The sequence below is a fragment of the Psychromonas arctica genome, assembly GCF_036697365.1.
Classification (GTDB): domain Bacteria; phylum Pseudomonadota; class Gammaproteobacteria; order Enterobacterales; family Psychromonadaceae; genus Psychromonas; species Psychromonas arctica_A.
The window spans coordinates 24,947-46,210 of record NZ_JBAHZA010000003.1; the positions used below are offsets into that span (position 1 = coordinate 24,947).

General features: G+C 37.6%; 18 protein-coding genes. 3 read left to right on the top strand and 15 right to left on the bottom strand.

Going from position 1 to position 21,264, the window contains the following annotated elements:
• Window positions 1–472: 472 nt before the first annotated feature.
• From V5290_RS04140 to V5290_RS04155, 4 genes are all read right to left on the bottom strand, one after another.
• Window positions 473–1,174 carry a DUF2971 domain-containing protein gene (locus tag V5290_RS04140; protein WP_333382185.1) on the bottom strand — a complete coding sequence of 234 codons (702 nt, stop codon included), beginning with the start codon at window positions 1,172–1,174 and terminating at the stop codon, window positions 473–475.
• 197 nt (window positions 1,175–1,371) lie between these two features.
• Window positions 1,372–1,848 (bottom strand): GNAT family N-acetyltransferase, encoded by a 477-nt coding sequence (locus V5290_RS04145; RefSeq protein ID WP_333382187.1) that lies wholly within the window; start codon window positions 1,846–1,848, stop codon window positions 1,372–1,374.
• Window positions 1,849–1,967: 119 nt separating this feature from the next.
• A complete protein-coding gene (locus V5290_RS04150; RefSeq protein WP_333382189.1) occupies window positions 1,968–2,393 on the bottom strand; it encodes a hypothetical protein in 426 nt (141 codons plus the stop codon).
• A 306-nt stretch (window positions 2,394–2,699) separates the two neighbouring features.
• Window positions 2,700–3,095 carry a hypothetical protein gene (locus V5290_RS04155; protein WP_333382191.1) on the bottom strand — a complete coding sequence of 132 codons (396 nt, stop codon included), beginning with the start codon at window positions 3,093–3,095 and terminating at the stop codon, window positions 2,700–2,702.
• A gap of 453 nt (window positions 3,096–3,548) precedes the next feature.
• Between V5290_RS04155 and V5290_RS04160 the strand changes: the two genes are divergently transcribed.
• A complete protein-coding gene (locus V5290_RS04160) occupies window positions 3,549–4,082 on the top strand; it encodes a peptidoglycan-binding domain-containing protein (protein ID WP_333382193.1) in 534 nt (177 codons plus the stop codon).
• 146 nt (window positions 4,083–4,228) lie between these two features.
• On the opposite strand, the gene V5290_RS04165 is transcribed toward V5290_RS04160, so the two are convergent.
• Both V5290_RS04165 and V5290_RS04170 read right to left on the bottom strand, forming a co-directional pair.
• Window positions 4,229–5,695, bottom strand: a complete 1,467-nt coding sequence (locus V5290_RS04165) for a CotH kinase family protein (protein ID WP_333382195.1) — start codon at window positions 5,693–5,695, stop codon at window positions 4,229–4,231.
• A gap of 254 nt (window positions 5,696–5,949) precedes the next feature.
• Entirely contained in the window at window positions 5,950–6,864 is a 915-nt protein-coding gene (locus tag V5290_RS04170) for a LysR family transcriptional regulator (protein WP_333382197.1), read from the bottom strand.
• Between the two features lie 104 nt (window positions 6,865–6,968).
• On the opposite strand from V5290_RS04170, the gene V5290_RS04175 reads away from it, so the two are divergent.
• The gene (locus V5290_RS04175) at window positions 6,969–7,913 is read left to right on the top strand and encodes a DMT family transporter (protein ID WP_333382199.1); all 945 of its coding nucleotides are present in this window, start codon (window positions 6,969–6,971) and stop codon (window positions 7,911–7,913) included.
• A 145-nt stretch (window positions 7,914–8,058) separates the two neighbouring features.
• Here the strand turns inward: V5290_RS04175 and V5290_RS04180 are convergent, their stop codons facing one another.
• From V5290_RS04180 to V5290_RS04195, 4 genes are all read right to left on the bottom strand, one after another.
• Window positions 8,059–8,247, bottom strand: coding sequence for a hypothetical protein (locus V5290_RS04180; RefSeq protein WP_333382201.1), 189 nt, complete (start codon window positions 8,245–8,247; stop codon window positions 8,059–8,061).
• A gap of 581 nt (window positions 8,248–8,828) precedes the next feature.
• Complete coding sequence (glyA, locus tag V5290_RS04185) at window positions 8,829–10,094, bottom strand: serine hydroxymethyltransferase (protein WP_333382203.1); 1,266 nt, start codon at window positions 10,092–10,094, stop codon at window positions 8,829–8,831.
• A 195-nt stretch (window positions 10,095–10,289) separates the two neighbouring features.
• Window positions 10,290–12,593 carry an FdhF/YdeP family oxidoreductase gene (locus V5290_RS04190; RefSeq protein WP_333382204.1) on the bottom strand — a complete coding sequence of 768 codons (2,304 nt, stop codon included), beginning with the start codon at window positions 12,591–12,593 and terminating at the stop codon, window positions 10,290–10,292.
• A gap of 18 nt (window positions 12,594–12,611) precedes the next feature.
• A complete protein-coding gene (locus tag V5290_RS04195; RefSeq protein ID WP_333382206.1) occupies window positions 12,612–13,457 on the bottom strand; it encodes a formate dehydrogenase accessory sulfurtransferase FdhD in 846 nt (281 codons plus the stop codon).
• 641 nt (window positions 13,458–14,098) lie between these two features.
• On the opposite strand from V5290_RS04195, the gene ettA reads away from it, so the two are divergent.
• The gene (gene ettA, locus V5290_RS04200) at window positions 14,099–15,778 is read left to right on the top strand and encodes an energy-dependent translational throttle protein EttA (RefSeq protein WP_333382208.1); all 1,680 of its coding nucleotides are present in this window, start codon (window positions 14,099–14,101) and stop codon (window positions 15,776–15,778) included.
• 85 nt (window positions 15,779–15,863) lie between these two features.
• Here ettA and V5290_RS04205 read toward each other — a convergent pair whose 3' ends face one another.
• From V5290_RS04205 to V5290_RS04225, 5 genes are all read right to left on the bottom strand, one after another.
• Entirely contained in the window at window positions 15,864–16,487 is a 624-nt protein-coding gene (locus tag V5290_RS04205; RefSeq protein ID WP_333382210.1) for a PEP-CTERM sorting domain-containing protein, read from the bottom strand.
• A gap of 241 nt (window positions 16,488–16,728) precedes the next feature.
• Window positions 16,729–17,907, bottom strand: coding sequence for a cytochrome-c peroxidase (locus V5290_RS04210; RefSeq protein WP_333382212.1), 1,179 nt, complete (start codon window positions 17,905–17,907; stop codon window positions 16,729–16,731).
• Window positions 17,904–18,818 carry a sterol desaturase family protein gene (locus tag V5290_RS04215; protein WP_333382214.1) on the bottom strand — a complete coding sequence of 305 codons (915 nt, stop codon included), beginning with the start codon at window positions 18,816–18,818 and terminating at the stop codon, window positions 17,904–17,906. Before V5290_RS04215 ends, V5290_RS04210 begins: the two co-directional genes overlap by 4 nt.
• Complete coding sequence (locus V5290_RS04220) at window positions 18,808–19,794, bottom strand: imelysin family protein (RefSeq protein WP_333382216.1); 987 nt, start codon at window positions 19,792–19,794, stop codon at window positions 18,808–18,810. The genes V5290_RS04215 and V5290_RS04220 overlap by 11 nt, the downstream gene beginning before the upstream one ends.
• The gene (locus V5290_RS04225) at window positions 19,791–21,191 is read right to left on the bottom strand and encodes a di-heme oxidoredictase family protein (RefSeq protein WP_333382218.1); all 1,401 of its coding nucleotides are present in this window, start codon (window positions 21,189–21,191) and stop codon (window positions 19,791–19,793) included. The genes V5290_RS04220 and V5290_RS04225 overlap by 4 nt, the downstream gene beginning before the upstream one ends.
• Between the last annotated feature and the right edge of the window lie 73 nt (window positions 21,192–21,264).

Here is a 21,264-nt window from a genome sequence, read left to right on the forward strand (position 1 = left end):
AAAAAGTAAATTTAATCATTGGGTTGGGGTTATAGCCAGCCTTACAATGCACTCTACAATATGAATTAATGCTCAATATATTTATAGAGTGAACCAGTCTGATTTAAACATCATAGAGATGTGGCATTAATTAAATTCTTGAAAGTTCTATTTTGAATAAAATATCAAAAAATATGGAAATGCCTTTTGCAAAGTATATTTATGTTGAGTGTTAGCAAAATATTTATTGGGTAGTGCTTCTGATTTTTCTAAAATCCTTACCTGTTAAGAAAGATAGGTAAGATTTCTACATTAGCGGGTAACATTAAGACTTTTCATGTAATCGATTAGTTACTTCCAAGTCTATTTTTCTAAACCCTGAAACTCTACATAATGTTAAATGCAATAGAGCAAGTGCAGTTTCATCGACTTTTCTTTATCAGGATCCAAAACAAACTATCGAAAAATCAATGCCATCAACTATATTTACTTGTTAAGTGGCTATGATTCGATACTCTGTTTTAGACATTTTAGCTCTTACTACTTCTATATTTTTACCATTTTTATGGTTTAATTGTTTCACCAGCTTCTTAAGCTCATCAAAACTGGCTTTTGGCATCTTCACACCAGCTATTACCCTAGAAATTAGTTGCTGATCAAATTTATGAATTCCTGGACCTTTATACATCGATAAAACCCGATACTCAGCTTCGTATTTCCAGTCAGGAGACTTCATCAGAAAAACATCTTTAACTGCATTGAAATCTCTTTCTTCAGTACTGATTACAGGCATACTTTCAGTATATTCGACATCCCAACCAAATAGTTTATTTTCAACATTGCCCATGTGTATATTTTCAGAGTTATTATCAATTGTAAATTCAATTACAAGGCCTTTATGGTTATCAGCATAATGCGACCACATTAATATATTGTCTGGTTTTTTCGTTAAACAGCATATTCCAACCTCTCCGATCATTCCTGTGTGAAATTCCCCACTCTCCAATGAACGTCTAAGACCATGCTCCATTTGTTTTCTTTTACTTACCCTTTGAGCTGGAGATAGTTTTAGTTGCCTGCCAGCTTCCTTAAATAAATCAGAACAAGATTTTAGGTACGTCATAGATTTTTCAATATCGTATGCAGTTTTACAGTCAAATGGATCGTTAAATTCAGAGTGGTGACTAAATTTCATAGTTCCATCAGTAAGAATACATTTGGAACCATCTGTGAACGGTAGATACTTATAAATCTTCAATACGGATATCCTAATAATTACAAGATCGGCTTAACTAGACTGTAGAATCTTTCATTCTCAGACCACACTTTAATTATAACAATGACTAAATAGCTGAGAATATATGGTGTTAGCGGCCCAAAATATTTGCTTTATTATAGCCGTTTCTCCATAGCTATCAGCTGCCAAACCTTCCCTTCAAACTCCAGTTCTCTCACGTGATTTGAAGTAGTTTTGAACCCAAGTTTTTCATAGCATTTTAATGCGGGTTTGTTATGACTAAAAACATTTAGTGTCAATAAGTTAGCATTAAACTCAATTTTAGCTTTTTGCATTGCTAATAACACCATCTCTTGCGCCTTACCTTGTCCACGAAACTCGTTTGAAATGAACACACGACACACTCGAAACTCTGATGCTGAAACCTCATATAGCTCAATGAAACCAACAAGCTGTCCTTCATCTTTTACAAGAAAAGGAAATACCGACTCTTGCGCACAATGATATTTGATTTTTTTATGTGAAAGTGGAAATTCATAAGCTGGACCACCCCATAAGTAGTTCAGTTCCTTCGAATCAATCCAGTCGATCAACTGATCATAGTCAGGTTCTTCAAATGCGGTAAATTCCATTATCCCTCGTTAAGCTGTAGCCACCTTATAAAGGGCCGAACGTATTGGACGCGTTTTTTGCGGTCATTGAATTTAAGCAAAAAATCGGACAATGTGTGACGTCAGATTTAATATGCTTGTTACATGCCCTTGATTAAACTATTTACATCAACTTCTTCACGAGTATCAATAACTATTAAACATGGTTCTTTATAATATTTACCCATTGGACGATATGACACACCAAGATCGAATAATGATTTTTCTATTTTTATACGCTTAGTAATTTGATTATTATATTGTTTTCTAGCATTAAGAAAATATATAATTGCACTAATAAAAATTATTGGTAATGAGCCAACGCCTAAAGTACCGATACACTCTTGTATTTCATAATTGCCAGATAAAACACCAAGAAACAACATTCCACTTGCAAATATGGCAAAGCCAACTTTTACTTTTGCAGAATCATATACCTCAAAGCATTTATCATAATCACCTTGTAAAGCATCTAGCTTCCGAATCGAAGATACAACTATTCGCTTTTGTTCAGTAGTGAATTCCATAATGACCTCTCACTGGCCATGTAACGTGGCTGTAGAATTTCTCTATTTAAGTGAAAATACAGCCAATTATTAAAAGTAATGGGCTGGAAAAACAATAAGTTAAAAATTACAATTTTACATTATTTTGTAATAAACGAGTTATTCTACAACCTCAACGCCGCATTAAGCGAACTAAAATTGTAGGTTATGCTGTGTAACGAAGCAGAACCTAACCAAATGCTTTAGTTCCATTTAAATGCATTGTTAACTGTAAATACTTATAACACAATACTTTGAGTTACCATCGATTACTTGCCATTTTGCAATTTAACTTCCGTTTATTAAAACAGAAGAATCTTTTGCTCCAGTAGGCTTATTTATTAATCCGGTAATTGGTTGCCCATTTCTAAACAAACCATAAATTCCACCTGTTTGCCCTTCGTAAAACAAGTGTTCGTCTACTAAAGCTATGAAATGTGCTGATTCAAATCCAGCCATAACAAGTTGCTCTAAGAATAATATGTCTTTACAAAAACTAAACATAGTCTCTGGGACTTGACCATTTCTAGGAAACTTCAGCTCAATTGCACACTTCAAGTTAGAATCACTAAATATACAAATATTAATTTCTTTTTTTTCAAATTGACACTTATCTAGATCAAAATGGGATACATTGCGTTCAAATTGAACTTTGTCATTTGGGAAAAAGTACTGGACAGCCACTCATTGAAATAAGCAATATCAAATAGTTACAATAAAACCTTGCTCAATATGGCTGCAACTTCCCCACCATTGAACTTTCCTAAATCCTTCATTACTTTTAGCAAAACCAAACAGGATGTTTGGGTTAAGCTCGTTCTGGCCATGGATGGCTAGCAAGAGCCGCTGCGTTATAAAAGCAATGAAGGATTTGGATAATTCGGTGGCCAGTCTTTTTGCCTACTTTCTTCTTTTGGTTAGAAAAAGTAGGTCGCCGACAGCGCAAAAATATTGCTAATAATAATCATAATACCTCGATGAACACAGACGAACGACCACCTTATTAATCATTAAAACTTTAAAGAAATAGAAATCCCCCTATCAATAAACATCCAATGCGAAACAGAACATTGTGAACTTATCTTATTGGGTGTTGCCTAGAGACGATAATTAACGCTCTAAAAAGGAAAGCCTTCAATGAAATTTTCAACTTTAATCATGGTATGTGGATTAGTGTTTACCCAACAAGCATTCGCACAAAATAACGGGAAAAACACCTCTGATTGTCATTCAAACAATACTAAAGGTTGTACAACAACAAACAATAATAATGCAAAACAGCAAGGTTCAAAAACGGTTGTACAGACAACGACTAAGACGACTGTAACAACACAGCAGAAATCTGGTAATGCTTCAAAGACTGTTGTACAAACTTCTAAGAAAACCAACCAAGCATCAAAAGCGTCAGTAAAAACGCCGCAAAAAGTACAACAAAAATCGGTAACAACAACGCACAAAACGACTACAAAAGCAGTCTCAGGACGTTCTTTAATATTACAAACACAACAGCAATTAAACCGTCTTGGTTATAAAGCGGGTAGCGCTGATGGCTTAATGGGTAAAAATACACGAGAAGCGATTAAACGCTTTCAAAAGCAACACAACATTCGTGTTGACGGGAAGAGCACTTCAGCACTGTTAGCTTTATTGAAAAAAGCGAATAAAAAGTAATTTAATATTTAAATTTGAATACAAAAATATAGCAAATAGGTAAGTTGATAGACTCATCGGCACCAGTAAACGGGTTCGCTGTATTATTAGTATTAAACCACCTACCGTCAATTTTATAACGGTAGGTGGTTACGAATAATCAGCTATTACCAACCAATATAACGTTGTGCTGAATCATATCGCTCGCTTGTATGCTCAATCAATGTTTCAACTGCTTCTTCAAATTCCTCTTCAGAAGTAAAGGTATAATCATTGCCTTCACTTGCAACGTAATCCTCTATCAAACTTTCAAAGGTAGTAAATTCATCATTAATATTATATTCGGTGGAACTGTCATCATTAAAATAGCTTTTAGCAAATGTTTCTAAGTAGGTTTGATATTGAGCTTCGTAGGTTGCTTGGTCAAGAATATAACCTATCAATGGCCATTCATCTTCATCTACTGAGGTCATTGTAAGTGATAGTGCTCGGTTGTTATCAACTAATGCTTCATTGTTGTCCCACGGTATCCACTCAAAGGTTCCGGTATCAGGATTATGATATAAAAAGAAGTTGTGCGGCATTACGCCATAAGTGTCCCAGTTCTGCATAACACTATTTGCGGCAAGCCATTTTAAGAAAGTATCGACATCAAAAACGGCTTCTAAACTAGCTTGCCATGCTTCGTCGTCGCTACTAGTTCGTGAACTGTCATTAATAACATCATAAAGTGCAGCTATATCCTCATAAGTCTCGTCATCATCAGTTTTTAAGCCATATTCGTCTTCATCATAAGTGCCGCTTGCAAACGTTGCTGCATCGTCTTCTGGTTTGTATAAGTTACCATCATCATTATCGTAATATTGAGTTTCGATAACTGTGTCATCAACTTCTTCAACGAGTGTATAAAGTCCATAATAAATATCATTTTCTTCATCACCGCTACCATCCACATTAAGGTATAAGGCGTAAAAAGTAGAATGTGCACTGGCTAAACCGAAGTCTCTAAAAATATCATTAGCGACTACTTCATGCATTTCTGATTGATCATCGTAGTTATTTTTTAGGTTTAATTGCTTGAATCCATAAAAGCGTTGATTTTTTATTGCTGGGTATTCGTCTTCAAATTCATCGAAATCAAGTTTAAACGGTAATTTACTATTGCCGGCATTATATAGGCTTGAGTTTCCTTTAAATCTCACACCTACTTTATACCATTCCGTCCAGCTATCATCTTCTTCCGAGTAATAGAATACTTCAGAAGGTACGAAGATTGGGTTATCAAGGTCGCTAAAATCTGTTGACCCATTAAGTTCTTCGGTTAACTCTTCAAGGTCGTCATTCATCACAGTCCAGTTTTCAGACTCAATAACAATGCGTAGTTTCTGTACTTCACTGGTATTAAAAACAACATCTATGTTTTCAATAATTTCATCTGTTGTTAGCTTTTCATGAGTGGCTTCCGACCAGTCATCAGTATTATCTAATTCACTATAAACAATATCTGACTCATCGGTAGAGCTTGTTGTCACTGAGTCTGAATCGTCTGATTCTGTACAAGCAATGAGTAAAAATAATGAGAGTACAATAGTCATTATTTTTAAATAACTAAGGGTATGTTTTATCAACATCATATAAGTCCTTTTGTGACAATGATTTCAATGGAAGTATGTAGGTGCTTCCAATGACATTAAGTTTGCTATTAAGATGAAATCAACAATCATCTTCTATGAATGTTAAATATAACGATCAAATGAGCAAACAATGTGCAAATCGATATTGATTTAATGAGTAGGTTGAAAACAGTAAATAAATTGATATGGGAAGCTTTAAAGTACAGGTTACCAGGCTATGAAACCTGTACTTTAATGGATTGGTTCATAAATTTTTAATGGTTTTGTAATGCCTTTTCTAAATAATTAACAAAGGCTTTTAATTGGCTAGGGATAAACTTAGACTGCGGATATTGTGCAATAATTCCGCCTTGATAATTACCTAATGTTCTCCACTCTGGCAGCAATTGCACGAGTTGCTTTGAGTTAATTTCATTTGCCACTGAGAAATCAGGAAATAATGCAATACCAATACCTTGAAGTACTGCCTCTCTTCGGATTTCACTATGATTTACAGTAAATGTGCCTTGAACGTTTATTTCACATACCTGTTTTTCATGCTGAAATTTCCATTGACGATCTTTAGTCACCTCGCCAAGTACGATGCAGTTATGATCTTTTAACTCGTTCGGATGTTCCGGTGCTCCATGCTCTACTAAATAAGCGGGCGTTGCACATAACAGCTGTTTACAATTACCTAATTTTTTAGCTACCAGCCCTTCTATTGGGCTATCTGTAATGCGGATGACTAAATCTACTTCATCACCAATTGGGTCGATGATGTGATCGGCCACTTTAAAATGAAAGGATACTTTTGGATACAGTTTTAAAAAGTCCATCACCATCGGCATCAACACTTGTCGTGAAAGAGCTTTAGGCGCTGCTATACGGAGCGATCCTGTAATGTCAGTTTCATTAGATTGCGCCGCTGAAACAGCCATTTTAGCAGAGGCAAGCATGTCTCTACATTGTATAAAGACTTGCTCACCTGTTGGGGTTAAACGCATTTTCCTAGTGGTTCTTTCTAGCAGCTTTTCTTCAATGGCGAGTTCTAAACGAGCAATGCTGCGACTGATCGATGAAGGCGATACGCCAATCATTTGTGCAGCTTGAGATAAGCTGCCAGATTCAACCACTTTCACAAAAATTGCCATCTCAGAAAGCAGAGGAATTAATTTATTAATGTCCACAGCGCAAATATCCTTTCCATTTATTAGTATTGTTTCATCTAAGTTAATTATTAATACTCTGCTTGTCAAAATCATTATTTTAAATTCAAGTAATAAGAGTACTTATGAACACATTAAACAATACAGCAAACCATACAGCGGATAAGCGCTCAGGTTTCACTTTTAGCAATCGATTACCGAAATTACCATTAACAGAAATGCTGTTGCTTTTAGTCGCTATTTTTTGGGGAACAAGTTACGGGCTGACTAAGGAAGCGCTTATCTTTACTAGCGTATTATTGTTTATTGGCATCCGATTTTCGCTAACCACTTTATGTATGGTACCGGTTGTGTTTAAAGAGTGTCGAGCTGGTAGAAATAAAGACTGGAAGGTAGCTGTTCCAAGCGGACTAATTTTGTCTGCTATTTTCTTATTTGAAGTTTATGGTATTTCAAAAACATCTGCCTCTAATGCGGCTTTTTTGATTAGTTTATCGGTAATTTTAACGGCTTTTTTTGAGCCTTTAATTAACCGTTCTAAGATCTCCCCTTCGTTAATCTGGTTGGCAGTCTGCTCTATTGTGGGAGTTTATTGTTTAACTCATTCTGGCTCAGCAACAATAACGCTCAACACAGGAGACTATTTTATTTTAGGTGCAGCAACTTTACGTGCTGTAATGGTGACTGTGACTAAGCGTCTATCTGAAGGTAAGGATATTACGACCTCTACGCTGACTGCAATTCAATCATTTATTGTTGCAATCAGTGCCCTTACCTTATGTTTTATAACGCAGCCTTTTAGTGATATTCACTTACCTACTGCCATGTCATTTTGGTTAACCATGGCTTACCTTGTTTTGTGTTGTACTTTATTTGCTTTTTGTATTCAAAACTACGCAATCAGAAAAATATCTCCTACTAAGGTGTCTTTATTGATGGGTAGCGAACCGTTATTCGGCGCTTTATTTGCAGTCGTTTGGTTGAATGAGTCATTTACTGTGTTGCAGATGATTGGCGGTGGGTTAATTCTTGCCAGTGTTTTGGTGACTTCAATGAAGGCCAATAAATAGAAGTAAGTACGACATAGCCATTTACACTATAGAGATTATGTCATTGCAAAGCAGCATTAAAAAATGATCGTACTTATCGGTTAATCAATGCCTTGGTTAGCTAGTTTAGATTAGATAAGTACGATGAAATTGATGCAATCGCTAATTAGTTGAGCGAAGCTGTCAGCGCTTTATCTACATTGCTTTGTTCCAACATAATTTTATGTGTATTGAGTTGCTCATTGGCAAATCTTGGACCATGGCCTGGACCACCATGAAATAAAGGAGCACAAGCTGACATCCCTACTGTAGTTAGCAGCGTGACACTTAACACTAATAATTTTGAATTCTTCATAAATACTCCCGTTATAAAAATCGCATCATATGACTCTACGTAATACTCATCGCATGGATTAAGTCTGTTAATCTCAGCTCTGGTTAATGAAAGCGAAACATTATATAAAATGAAATGGTTATTACTGCTAGCTGTGCGTATTTCAAGGCAAATTATTGAAAAATAATTTAACGCAGAAATCCGTATAAATGGCAGTGTTGACTCACTTTTCTTATCCAGTATCAAGATTATACCAATTATATTGAATAAGTGATCTAAACTTTGCGTAGGAAAAATGACTTAGTTTAAGGCGTAAATTAAGCCTATCGATGATTAACTTCGTTAATCATCTGTCGGAGAATGAACGAAAAGATATTCATTCTTTAATGACTATTCCCTTTACGAAATTTACAACAAAAAAATAAATTATTTTAACAAGTAAAATAGATCAGTTAATTAGTATGATTGGTATTATTAATGATACGCCTGCCCTTTTCATCTATCAATACAGATACGCAGTATATTGAGTTAGACAAATTGAAGGCAAAAAAAATCCGCGTTTGCTAAACAAACACGGATTCTTTAAAGCAGTTAATTAACTATTATGCGTACACAGGGTGTGCGCCACAGAACTTAGCTACTTTCACTTTAACTACTTCGATAGTTGCAGCTAGTTTTTCTTCGTCTTTAATTGCATCAAGCACGTCACAAATCCAACCAGCTAATTCAGCTGCATCTTCAGTATTTGCACCACGACGAGTGAATGCTGGTGTACCGATACGTAAACCAGATGTAACAAATGGAGAACGTGGATCATTTGGTACAGAGTTCATGTTCACAGTGATGTGAGCAAGACCTAAAGCTGCATCAGCTTCTTTACCTGTGATGTCTTGAGCAATCAAGTCAACTAGGAAAAGGTGGTTTTCAGTACCGTTAGATACGATTTTGTAACCACGATCTTGGAATACTTTAACCATTGATTTAGCATTTGCTAAAACAGACTCTTGGTATGATTTAAATGCTGGCTCAGCACATTCTTTAAATGCAACCGCTTTTGCTGCGATAACGTGCATTAATGGACCACCTTGACCGCCTGGGAATACAGCTGAGTTTAATTTTTTCTCAAGTGCTTCGTTAGCTTTAGCAAGGATAAGACCACCACGTGGGCCGCCTAATGTTTTGTGTGTTGTAGTTGTTACAACGTCAGCAAATGGTACAGGGTTAGGGTAAAGACCCGCAGCTACTAGACCAGCAACGTGTGCCATATCAACGAATAGGTAAGCACCTACTTTGTCAGCAATTTCACGGAATTTAGCCCAATCTACGATACCTGAGTATGCAGAGAAACCAGCAACGATCATTTTTGGTTTGTGTTCAAGTGCTAGACGCTCAACTTCAGCGTAATCTAAAACACCTGTATCTGGGTTGATACCGTATTGAACAGCGTTGTAAACTTTACCAGAGAAGCTAACAGATGCACCGTGTGTTAAGTGACCACCGTGAGCAAGGCTCATACCTAAAACAGTATCGCCAGGCGCACATAATGCAGCGTAAACAGCACTGTTTGCTTGAGAACCAGCATGTGGTTGTACGTTTGCGTAGTCAGCACCAAATAAAGATTTAGCACGTTCGATTGCTAAAGATTCAGCAACGTCAACGTATTCACAACCGCCGTAATAACGCTTACCTGGGTAACCTTCAGCATATTTGTTTGTTAATTGACTACCTTGCGCTTCCATCACGCGTGGACTTGTGTAGTTTTCAGACGCAATCAGCTCAATGTGATCTTCTTGGCGTTGAACTTCATCAGTCATTGATTTCCATAATTCTGGATCGTAATCAGCAATATTCATATCTCGGTTAAACATGTGCATCTCCTGGTAGGAATTTAAAGTATAAGTCAATTTGATGGTGCGCATTTTACGCAATCTTTAGGCTATTGCATAGAGCAATGACGTGAAATATATCGTTACTCAACATGAAGATTGGTAATAATTAAAAACAAATGCTTGGTTATTAATAAAAAGGTTAATAACCAAGCAGTTTTTAGCACAATATAAAGATTATACGATGCGTTCAGGAACGGGATCATGTGCAGGCGTGATGACAATAGCTATCGATTTTGAATTTGGCGTAAATGTATAATCACCATGGTTAGCCAATGCCACTAGTGGGTTGGTTTCAGGATAGTAAGCCGCAGCATTACCCATTGGAATATCGTATGCTAATACCGTAAAGTTAGTCACTTTCCTGACCACTTCATCGCCCCATAACGCTTCAATATCAACTTTATCACCTGAAGTTAAGCCAATTGCGCTAATGTCTTTTTCATTCAATAACACAATATGACGATCACCACTTAAACCTCGATATCTATCACTGAAGCCATAAATAGTGGTGTTGTATTGGTCGTGTGAGCGAAGAGTCTGTAGTACAAACACCGGATTTTTACTTAATGCTCGTTGTGAGGCTGGCACGATTGCTTCAGGCAAAGGAGCACGATGGAATTGTGCTTTTTGATCACTGGTATTCCATTTGTATTCCGCTGCTGAGTTACCCAAATAAAAACCACCTGGGTTTGCAAGTCGTTTGTTCATATCAGTAAAGCCAGGAATAGTTTGGCTAATTAAATCACGAATACGATCATAATCGTCTACCAAAGCTAACCAATCTACAGGTTCATTACCCAATGTAGCATGAGCAATGCCTGCTATAATTGCAGGCTCTGACCGCATTTTTCTGATATCACTTTTCACTACACCTTGAGAGGCGTGCACCATTGAGAATGAATCTTCAACTGTGATTTTTTGTGGTTTACCCTGTTGTAAATCGATATCTGTTCGACCTAAGCAAGGTAGAATTAGCGCGTTTTTACCTGGATATAAATGTGTTCGATTTAATTTAGTCGCGATATTAACGGTTAAATTACAACGACTCATCGCTTGTCTAGTCACTTCTGTATCTGGCATCGCTGCAGCAAAGTTGCCGCCTAAACCAATAAACACTTTACTGTCACCACGTAACATCGCTTCCACCGCTTGTACGGCATTATGACCGTGATCCTGTGGTGGTTTGAAATCAAACACATTTTCAATATTATCTAATAAGGTTTGAGGTGGTTTTTCATCAATGCCCATGGTGCGATCACCCTGTACATTTGAATGGCCACGCACTGGGCATAAACCCGCCCCTTTTTTACCAATATGACCGAATAACAGTTGTAAATTAGCTAACTCATTAACCGTAGCCACTGAGTGTTTATGTTGGGTAATACCCATCGCCCACGTGATAATCACGCGTTTAGCCTCTTGAAAAACAGTCGCCGCTGATTTTATTTGGTCTTTAGATAAACCAGATTGCTCTGTAATTAACGACCAAGGTGTTGCTTTAACTTCTGCTAAATATTCCTCTAAGCCACTGGTATGTTTTTCAATGAATTTCAGATTAAAGACTCGGTCACCATTTTCAACCGCCTGTTCATGGCGTTTTAATAACACCTTAACCATGCCTCGTACCGCTGCCATGTCACCACCTAAATTAGGCGTAAAGTATAGGCTGGTTAGCTTAGTTGAACTACCAAACATCATATCCACTGGTGATTGTGGATTAGCGAACCGCTCCAACCCACGTTCTTTTAAGGTATTAAAAGTGACAATATTAGCGCCGCGATGTGCAGCATGGTTCAAGGTATGTAACATGCGAGGGTGATTAGTACCGGGATTTTGACCAAATACAAAAATAGCATCTGCATGTTCAAAGTCATTCAGTGTAACCGTGCCTTTGCCAATCCCAATGGCTTGCTTAAGACCTATACCACTTGCCTCATGACACATATTTGAACAGTCAGGAAAGTTGTTTGTGCCAAATTTTCTTACAAATAACTGGTATAAAAAGGCAGCTTCATTACTTGCACGACCCGAAGTGTAAAACTCAGCTTGATCAGGACTTTCTAAACCATTTAAATGTTTAGCAATTAATTCAAAGGCTCCTTCCCAAGTTATTTCTGTATATTTGTCGGTTTCTGCATCGTACATTAAAGGTACTGATAAACGACCTTGATCTTCTAAAAAGTAGTCTGTTTGAGTACGTAGTGTTGACACTGAATATTGGTCAAAAAATACTGGCGTTAAACGACGAGATGTAGCTTCCCAATTAACTGCTTTTGCGCCATTTTCGCAGAACTTAAAGCGGTCTTTTTTACCTTCTTCACCCCAGGCACAACCCGGGCAATCAAACCCGTGGTCTTGATTGGTCTTTAATAAATTTAATACATTTTTTGCAACATTTTCACTGTGTAATAAGTGTTTACCGGTACTAACAAGTGAACCCCAACCACCAGCGGCACCTTTATATTTTTTAACGGTCATTACTGCCTACCTATTGTTTTAATTAGTCTTTTTTAAACGAAAATCACCATGGTAGACGTTGCAAGTATGATCGCTCACAAACCCTATTAAGGTGATATTAAATTGTTTTGCAACGGCCACCGCTAAACTCGATGGCGCGCCAATCGCCACTACCACCGCCATTTTAGCGGCAACCGCTTTTTGCATTAATTCGAAACTAACTCGTCCGCTGAGCATTAATATATTTTGTTTGCCTAGTAAGTCTTTAGTCACTAATTCACCGATCACTTTATCCACCGCATTATGGCGACCTACATCTTCATGCACAGCCAAACATTGCTCTAAAGTAAATACACCAGCGCTATGAACGCCGCCAGTTGCAGAAAATAACGATTGTTGTTCTCTTAATTGAGAGGAAAACGTCAGTACTTTTTGAATGGGTAACCATTCAGTGTTTTGATCAATATTGAAGTCGAAAGTATGTGCTAATTTCTTAACATCATTTGCGCCGCAAATACCACAACCGGAGTGGCTAACAAACTGACGAGTTAGTGATGGCCAATCCAATACAACATCATCATTTAATATGACATCACATTGATTAAACTCTTCGCTTTTAATCGCTTTGATTTGGCTGCGCTCTGTAATGATCGCATAGGAAAATAGTAAGCCTGTTACTAATAAGGAATCTTGGCCAGGCGTTCTCATGGTCACCATGAAAGTTTTTTCTAATTGTTGCTGAGTTTGTTTACAAGTCCAATGTAATACGATGTTTAACGGTTCTTCACTGATCACGACATCTTTACTCAAGCGCACGTCAATATTTCCCTCGGGCATTAATCGATAACGTTGTCGATTAACATACTGATAGGACTTTGCACTCATTACTAACCCTTGATACTGTGATTTTTAAGAAGAAGATTCAGGCTGATACTGATTATTAACAACCAGTAGGAGGATGATTCATGGTATTCAGCTTTATAACATATTATTCACAATTTTTTTAGGGGGTATGAAGAATTTTATTAAAAATAATGATTGAAATTAATCAACAGCCTTCGCAATCTATTTTTACAGAAGATTATCTGACCTCTATCAAAATATGCAGCTGATATTGAGTATCAAAGATGTGAAAGCATCTGCACGCTTGGTTAACAAAATGCACTTTGAACTTATGTAAAAGTGCATACAAATTTTATAATGTTTTCTGAACCAGGTAAAAAACGAATAGAATTAAGTAACCTTGATTTACTATCAATATCTATTGTCTCAGTCGAATACCTTATAAAAATAAACTCTACATTTATACGCCATGAGAGAAGATCGTGACTTTCGATTATTTACACTATCAATCGATAATTATTATCTGTATTCAATTTCTAAATAAGCGTTATTTTTCTGTTTCTATTCCAATGCTTGTCTCTTTTCGCATTTTTGCTCACCTAAGCCATACCACTCTGTTGCTTGTTGTTCGGTAGATACTTACAATAGCTGACAATTAATTTATTCATTATAAAGGATTCCCCATGGCTCAAGCATTGCCTGATAAGTTCATTTATTCTATGTCTCGCGTTTCTAAGGTGGTTCCACCTAAGCGTACGATTTTAAAAGATATTTCATTAAGCTTTTTCCCTGGCGCTAAGATTGGTGTACTTGGTCTAAATGGCGCGGGTAAATCGACCCTATTACGCATTATGGCAGGTATCGACCAAGAGTTTGAAGGTGAAGCGCGTGCATTAACTGGCACTAAAATCGGTTACTTACCGCAAGAGCCTGTATTAGATCTTGAAAAAAATGTCCGAGAAGTGGTTGAAGAAGCCGTTTCTGAAGTGAAGTCTGCATTAACTGAATTAGATGCTGTTTATGCAGCGTACGCTGAAGAAGACGCAGACTTTGATGCATTGGCAAAACGCCAGGGTCAATTGGAAGATATTATCCAAGCTCATGATGGTCATAACCTTGATAACCAACTAGAGCGTGCTGCTGATGCACTGCGTCTTCCAGCTTGGGATCAACCAGTAAAAGTATTATCTGGTGGTGAACGACGTCGTGTAGCGTTATGTCGTCTATTACTTGAAAAACCAGATATGTTACTACTAGACGAACCAACTAACCACTTGGATGCTGAATCTGTGGCTTGGTTGGAGCGTTTCCTACATGACTATGAAGGTACTGTTGTGGCTATTACCCATGACCGTTACTTCTTAGATAATGTGGCAGGTTGGATCTTAGAGTTAGACCGTGGTTACGGTATTCCATGGGAAGGTAACTACTCTTCTTGGTTAGAGCAAAAAGATGAGCGTTTAAAACAAGAAGCATCGCAAGAGAAAGCCCGTCAACGTCAAATTGAACAAGAACTTGAATGGGTTCGTTCAAACGCTAAAGGTCGTCAATCTAAGAGTAAGGCACGTTTATCTCGCTTTGAAGAACTTAATAATCAAGACTTCCAAAAACGTAATGAAACGAATGAGCTGTTTATCCCTACTGGTCAACGTTTAGGTGATCAAGTTATCGACGTCAATAACTTAACTAAGTCTTTTGATGGTCGAGTCTTAATCGATGATTTAAGCTTTAGTATTCCTAAAGGTGCGATTGTCGGTATTATCGGTGCCAATGGTGCGGGTAAATCGACGTTATTTAAAATGTTAGGCGGCACTGAACAACCTGACTCAGGTGAAATTATTGTTGGTGAATCAGTTAAAATGGCCAGCGTTGACCAATTCCGTGATCACATGGATGACAAGTTAACTGTATTTGAAGAAGTATCTGGCGGCAGTGATATTATCCAAGTGGGTAACATTGAAATTCCAAGCCGTGCTTACTTAGGTCGTTTCAACTTTAAAGGTTCTGACCAATCTAAGATTGTTGGTGATTTATCAGGTGGTGAGCGCGGTCGTTTACACTTAGCTAAACTGCTTAAATCTGGCGGTAACTTATTACTACTGGATGAGCCAACCAATGATTTAGATATTGAAACTTTACGTGCACTTGAAGATGCCCTTTTAGGCTTTGCGGGTTGTGCTATGGTTATTTCGCATGACCGTTGGTTCTTAGACCGTATTGCGACGCATATCATCGATTACCGCGATGAAGGTCAAGTTAACTTCTATGAAGGTAACTACACGGATTATGAAGCATGGTTGAAGAAAACCTTAGGTGCTGCTGCAGTTGAACCAACACGTGTGAAGTACAAACGTATTAGTTAAGCAGAAAGTAATAAGCCAAAAACAAAAAAACCATTCAAATTGAATGGTTTTTTTATGTGCGAAGCTTTATCTATATAGAGGTTAGCTAACCTTTTTTACGGCGACTAACAGAAAAACCTAGTACCGCTAAAGCAAAAAGTCCCAACATAGCTGGTGCAGGAACTGCAACTGGAGCTGACACTGAAAAATTATTAACGATTAATTTTGATTTGACAGTATCATCATTAACATTGAACACACCAACTGTATAAGTTAATAAACCTGATTCGGTAGCTTCCCATTCAAAAGACCCCGTTGTCCAATCTGGTGTTGATGTATCTGCAATCCAACTAAGGTCACCTAAGCTTAAGTTAACAAAAGCAAAATCATTATAAGGTGAATTTGAAGTTTCTGAACTAAACCATAGCCAATCAAATGAAAACACTGAGCCTGTATCCACTGTTACACTGTTTTGGTATGCAGAGCCTGATATTGCGTTGCCTGTTGAAAGGTTATCAAAAGTCCCCTGATCTACACCAGTAAAAGCACTCACTTTACTATCACTTTTACCGTCAATTGAATATATGTATAAACTATCTTGGTATGTTTTTACAGTACCGATCGTATCAGCGCCGGATGCATATTGCCCACTCGCTTTATAATTAATGACTGTTGCTTGTGTTGCCATTGAAAATAACAATGGCACTAATATTGAGATGATTTTTCTCATCAATCTTTCCTTTATAATTAACTAGGCAAAATCTACCTACAAAGGGCGATAGAGCAATAAGTAAGCCAAAAACATAAAGCATTGAATTTAAATACAATAGTTGTAAACAAAAAAATAAATGCGATAAAGTGTTAAGTAATTCGACACAATAAAGGGGGAAATCGACTATAAATTTAATAATTTATAGTCGTTATTCTGAGGTTATTATCTGCCAGTATCGACTGACAGATAATAAAGGTAATTAGTGAGCAGCTTGTTTCGCTTTCTCAAGCTTTTCTTGCTTTTCCAATAACGGCTCAAATCGTTTATCCGTTAATGTTTTCATAAAAGCAATCAATGCATCAATCTTGCGGTCTGTTAATACTTGAGCCTTTAAATCCTCTAAATCAACCGTTGCAGATACTTCGGGTGCACGCCAAGGTTTGCCAGTTTCTGGATTAATAGTGCGCTTAGGGTTATTAAAGTGATCATAAAACTCCATCACTGTACGTAGCTCTTTGAATACACCATTATGCATATAAGGGGCTGTAACTGCTACATTACGTAATGATGGATTTTTAAATTTACCATCGTATTTAGGATCTTCCACCGCTGGATTTTCTAATAAACCATGGTCAATAAAATCATCTTTTACATGGCCTAATGCAATCAACTGAGCGTTAGAAGGAACACCAATATTACGATATTGATGGTTGGTGAAAGGCTCTTTTTCACTATCTTCTGTTTTCAACATATGGCAACTATTACAGCTCACATTGTTATTAGAGAAGAATAAAGTACGACCTAAATCTTCCAGCACTGTTAACTCATACTCGCCTTTTAAGAATCGGTCATACTTACTGTCATAAGTTGCAAACTCATCAGTTTGTTCAAATGCTTGAATAGCACGAGCAAAACCATTGAAAGCAGGTAAAACACCGTCTTTTTTAGCTTGCTGCTCAAAGACTGTTTCACCATAAATACGTTTAAAGTTATCAATATAAAATGGATTTTCTTGAATTCGCTGTACGACCGTTTCAGCATCAGGAAAGCCCATTTCAACAGGGTTTAATGGCGGCCCCATTGCTTGGTCAGCTAAGGTATTAGCACGACCATCCCAGAACTGCCCACCAACATATTCATTGAGTTCTTCGTTAAAATGAAATGAAGGTGATGTATTGGCATAAGCGGCCATTGGCGTATTCCGTGTACCAAGAGACTTGCTATCGTCACCCAGTGAAACCATGTTCAAACCAATATTTTCACGGTGATCACTAAAGCTTGTTGAAGGCTCATGACAAGTTGCACAAGACATAGTTCTGTTAACAGAAAAGCTCGGGTCGAGAAACAAGATCTGCCCTAACTGGGCCTCTGTTAGTTGAGCAGCATGCGCTTGAGAAAAGCTCATACCAATGAAGAATAAATAGATAATTTTTTTCACTTAAGTGTCCGTTTTATACTTGTCATTATATTAAAAAAGGGGCGAACCATAATTTTGCTCACACTATCAAAATCTTGTCTTTTACCTTCCCCTAAACCAAATTTTTGCACTGTAGCCGCATCCTTGGTTAGTCTTAACGATCCAAACAGCCAATCCCATAAGGCTAATACGCTACCGTAATTTTTCCGCATACTCTCTTGTTGATGATGCACTTGATGCTGGGCTGGAGAAATTAATAATCGCTCCATCCAACGTCCATAAGTTAGACGAATATGGCTATGTCTTAGGTTTCCAGTAAAGGAAAATAAGGCAACCACAAACAAGTTACCACCTAACACCGTATATAAATCAACACGCGCACCAAAGCAAAAGATGAAAATACCTGTCACTGCACCTGCAACAATCGCGTTGCGGAGTGCGAATAGCAATATTTCAACCGGATGCAAACGATAGAAGGTTAACGGGTTTAATGATTCAGCACTATGATGTACCTCATGAAACTTCCATAACCAACGATTTGTATGCATTAAACGATGTAGCCAATAACGGCTTAAATCACCTAATACAAATAAACAAAGTGTATAAGTCAAGATGATATCGCGATAATACCAAGACAGAAACAGCGGTTCATAGTGTGAGTTTAGATAATTTAACACCCACAATGCCACCGTTTGACCTGACAATAATAATGGAATAATCAACAGTTTTTTTAATAGCCAATTAACCAAAAAATACCGATAGTCAAGTTTAGCATCAGCATTCAACCAATAGGCTTTCATATTGGTGACAGAAAGCTTACGCCCTTGCCACACATACCATATAGTTGCGATTAACGCGCTAGCAATTAGGTAGCCCCAAAAAATACGTTGGCTACCATTTAAGAACAGCGCTAACGGAGTATCAATCGCCATCGGCATCGATTAAGTTTGCAGACACACCAATACGACTTACTAGTTCTCTATAAAATGCTTTTTGAACATCTAATAAACCTTGAAATAATGGGATCATGTCATTCAAGTTAAAATTATGGTCAGCAGGTGTATTGTTATAAGCTTCTACCGAAGCAGTTAATGCATTTTGTACCGCTTTAATACCTTCACTGCCGTGTTTCTCGTAAGCAATTGTAGCAACATTAGGTTGTTTATCTTCAGCTAATAATTGCTGATTGGTTTCTAATACGCCGCCGATAAATGCCCACGAAGCTTCACTGTATGGAAATTGCTGATGTTCAGGTTTTGTTTCACCTAGATTAGCTTTTGTTAACCCGCTAACTTGAGCAATACGCCAGTCTCGTGTTTTGTAGATATGTTCAATTTGAGCATTAACAACTAGTGATAAGCCTTTATCGACATCAAATAGGAATGCATCACGGTTTGCTTTATAGCCGTCACTGATTTGTGTAAATCGTTTACAAACGTTAGCAACCATTACTTCTGCAAACTCTTTTCTACGTTCAGACCATTCACCACTAAACATCACTGAATCGATTGCGGTCATGGTTTTATAAGAGTTTTTGTATAATGCAGTCTGTGGTTTTGAGTCACGACCAATTAAACGCTCAATACTGGCATGAATATCTTCATTACCACTATGGAAAAAATCCACCATCAATGGATAATCCATGGCATTCATGTCATAACCGCCAAGTATGTAGCTGGCTTGTACTTGTCCCCAGCCTTTTGCTAGTTGCTCAAATGCTTGATGACGAACTTCCCCTGAATCACTGTCTAAAGCACCCTGTAAATCGGAACAATATTGCACTGCATTATCAGCATTTTGCTGAATGACGTTATCGTAAATAGAGGCATAAGGGTCTTTTTGCTCTGCATGGCTTAGCATTGGTATGCTAAGTAAACAAATGAATGGCAAGTGTTTAAAAGTGTTCATAATTGCTCCAAAAAGTGTAGCAAGGCCAAGCGTTGTTCTTGGTCTAATTTAATAAATGTTGATTTGGCAGTCTCTGCTTCACCGCCATGCCAAAGAATTGCTTCTTCTGGTGTTTTAGCTCGAGCATCGTGTAAAAAACGATGTTTCGCTCGTAATCGAGCCCCAACACCCCATAAAGGTGCTGTACGATACTCTCTTTCAGTCGCCAAAAATTCAGGACGACCATCTTCTAGCCCTTCTCCCATGTCATGCAGTAACAAGTCACTGTAAGGATGGAAGGTAATACCTTTAGGCGTGGTAAATGTAGTACGGTGGCAAGCAGCACAACCGATCTCTTTAAACAATTTTTTACCTTCACGCCCTTGCTCGTCTAAACGCACAGTTTGAGGTGCTTTATGGTCTCGTATAAATGCACTAATCGCCTGTAAACGTAACATCGGTAGGTCTAAACGACCAAGCGGCGTATTATCCCCTTTAGGCGCAGCTAAACAATCTTTTTGTGCAGGTTGGCAACGTTCTTCGATAAAAAAGGGATTAGTTAAGCCTAAATCATGTGCAGCTGCATTTGCTGTTTGATTAACAATGCCTGATGCACTACTTTTCCAATTAAGACGCCCTAATATTTTTTCATCTTGTTCTGGTGAATTTAGCCAGTTGGCACGGCCACTAATACCATCTTGATTTTTATCTGTTGGATCTTCCCAAGCCAGAATATCTTCGTTTGAGACTTGTTCAATTAATCTCAAACCAGCCAATGTCGGCGGTTGCCTTAAAGAGATCGTTGTCTCTTTTGCTAATGAACCATAAGCTAGTTTTTCTAAATAAGGCTTAAATTTTGTTAAGGTCAATGACTGGCCATCTGGGTAAGTAAACGGTACAGACTCCACTTTTAGTCGTGTTTGTGCTTCTGGTTTTACTTTGCCGTTACCTCTAATTGATACTTGTGCACCGTAAACCGGATCAGGTACGTTGTCATGGGCGGGTGTATCAATGTTATTAATTAACCAACGTGCATCATGTTTGCTAGGCTGAGTTAATTTAAATACTAATGCTCTTAGCGGCTGGTTTTTACTACTTAATGTTGCTGCACTGCCGTTACTTTCATGACAGCTAACACAGGTATTGGAACTAAAATGTGGGCCTAAACCATCTCGAGCAGTAGTTGCACTTGGTGCCTCTACCCAAGGGATAGTAAAAAATGAACGGCCAAGTATATATTGATCAAACTCTTCATCATTCATTTTAATCGGATGTGAAAAAGGCTTGCTGCCACTCGCGTTACTAAATTCATTTGTGTTGAACTGGCTAGTTTCACCATGTGCAATATTATTGAATCCTAAAAACAAAAAAATGCCGCGAAGAATATGCTTCGAGACCTTGGAATAATTATTTTTCATAGTTCACTTTCAAAATGAGTGGTATGCCCTAAGGTGTACAGATAACGCAAAACGCCACCGACCGAATACGGTA

Excerpts from the sequence above, each read along its gene's own strand:
- V5290_RS04140 (WP_333382185.1), bottom strand. The coding sequence starts at position 1,174 with ATGAAATTTAGTCACCACTCTGAATTTAACGATCCATTTGACTGTAAA.
- V5290_RS04145 (WP_333382187.1), bottom strand. The coding sequence starts at position 1,848 with ATGGAATTTACCGCATTTGAAGAACCTGACTATGATCAGTTGATCGAC.
- V5290_RS04150 (WP_333382189.1), bottom strand. The coding sequence starts at position 2,393 with ATGGAATTCACTACTGAACAAAAGCGAATAGTTGTATCTTCGATTCGG.
- V5290_RS04160 (WP_333382193.1), top strand. The coding sequence starts at position 3,549 with ATGAAATTTTCAACTTTAATCATGGTATGTGGATTAGTGTTTACCCAA.
- V5290_RS04165 (WP_333382195.1), bottom strand. The coding sequence starts at position 5,695 with ATGATGTTGATAAAACATACCCTTAGTTATTTAAAAATAATGACTATT.
- V5290_RS04175 (WP_333382199.1), top strand. The coding sequence starts at position 6,969 with ATGAACACATTAAACAATACAGCAAACCATACAGCGGATAAGCGCTCA.
- V5290_RS04180 (WP_333382201.1), bottom strand. The coding sequence starts at position 8,247 with ATGAAGAATTCAAAATTATTAGTGTTAAGTGTCACGCTGCTAACTACA.
- glyA (WP_333382203.1), bottom strand. The coding sequence starts at position 10,094 with ATGTTTAACCGAGATATGAATATTGCTGATTACGATCCAGAATTATGG.
- V5290_RS04190 (WP_333382204.1), bottom strand. The coding sequence starts at position 12,593 with ATGACCGTTAAAAAATATAAAGGTGCCGCTGGTGGTTGGGGTTCACTT.
- V5290_RS04195 (WP_333382206.1), bottom strand. The coding sequence starts at position 13,457 with ATGAGTGCAAAGTCCTATCAGTATGTTAATCGACAACGTTATCGATTA.
- ettA (WP_333382208.1), top strand. The coding sequence starts at position 14,099 with ATGGCTCAAGCATTGCCTGATAAGTTCATTTATTCTATGTCTCGCGTT.
- V5290_RS04205 (WP_333382210.1), bottom strand. The coding sequence starts at position 16,487 with ATGAGAAAAATCATCTCAATATTAGTGCCATTGTTATTTTCAATGGCA.
- V5290_RS04215 (WP_333382214.1), bottom strand. The coding sequence starts at position 18,818 with ATGGCGATTGATACTCCGTTAGCGCTGTTCTTAAATGGTAGCCAACGT.
- V5290_RS04220 (WP_333382216.1), bottom strand. The coding sequence starts at position 19,794 with ATGAACACTTTTAAACACTTGCCATTCATTTGTTTACTTAGCATACCA.
- V5290_RS04225 (WP_333382218.1), bottom strand. The coding sequence starts at position 21,191 with ATGAAAAATAATTATTCCAAGGTCTCGAAGCATATTCTTCGCGGCATT.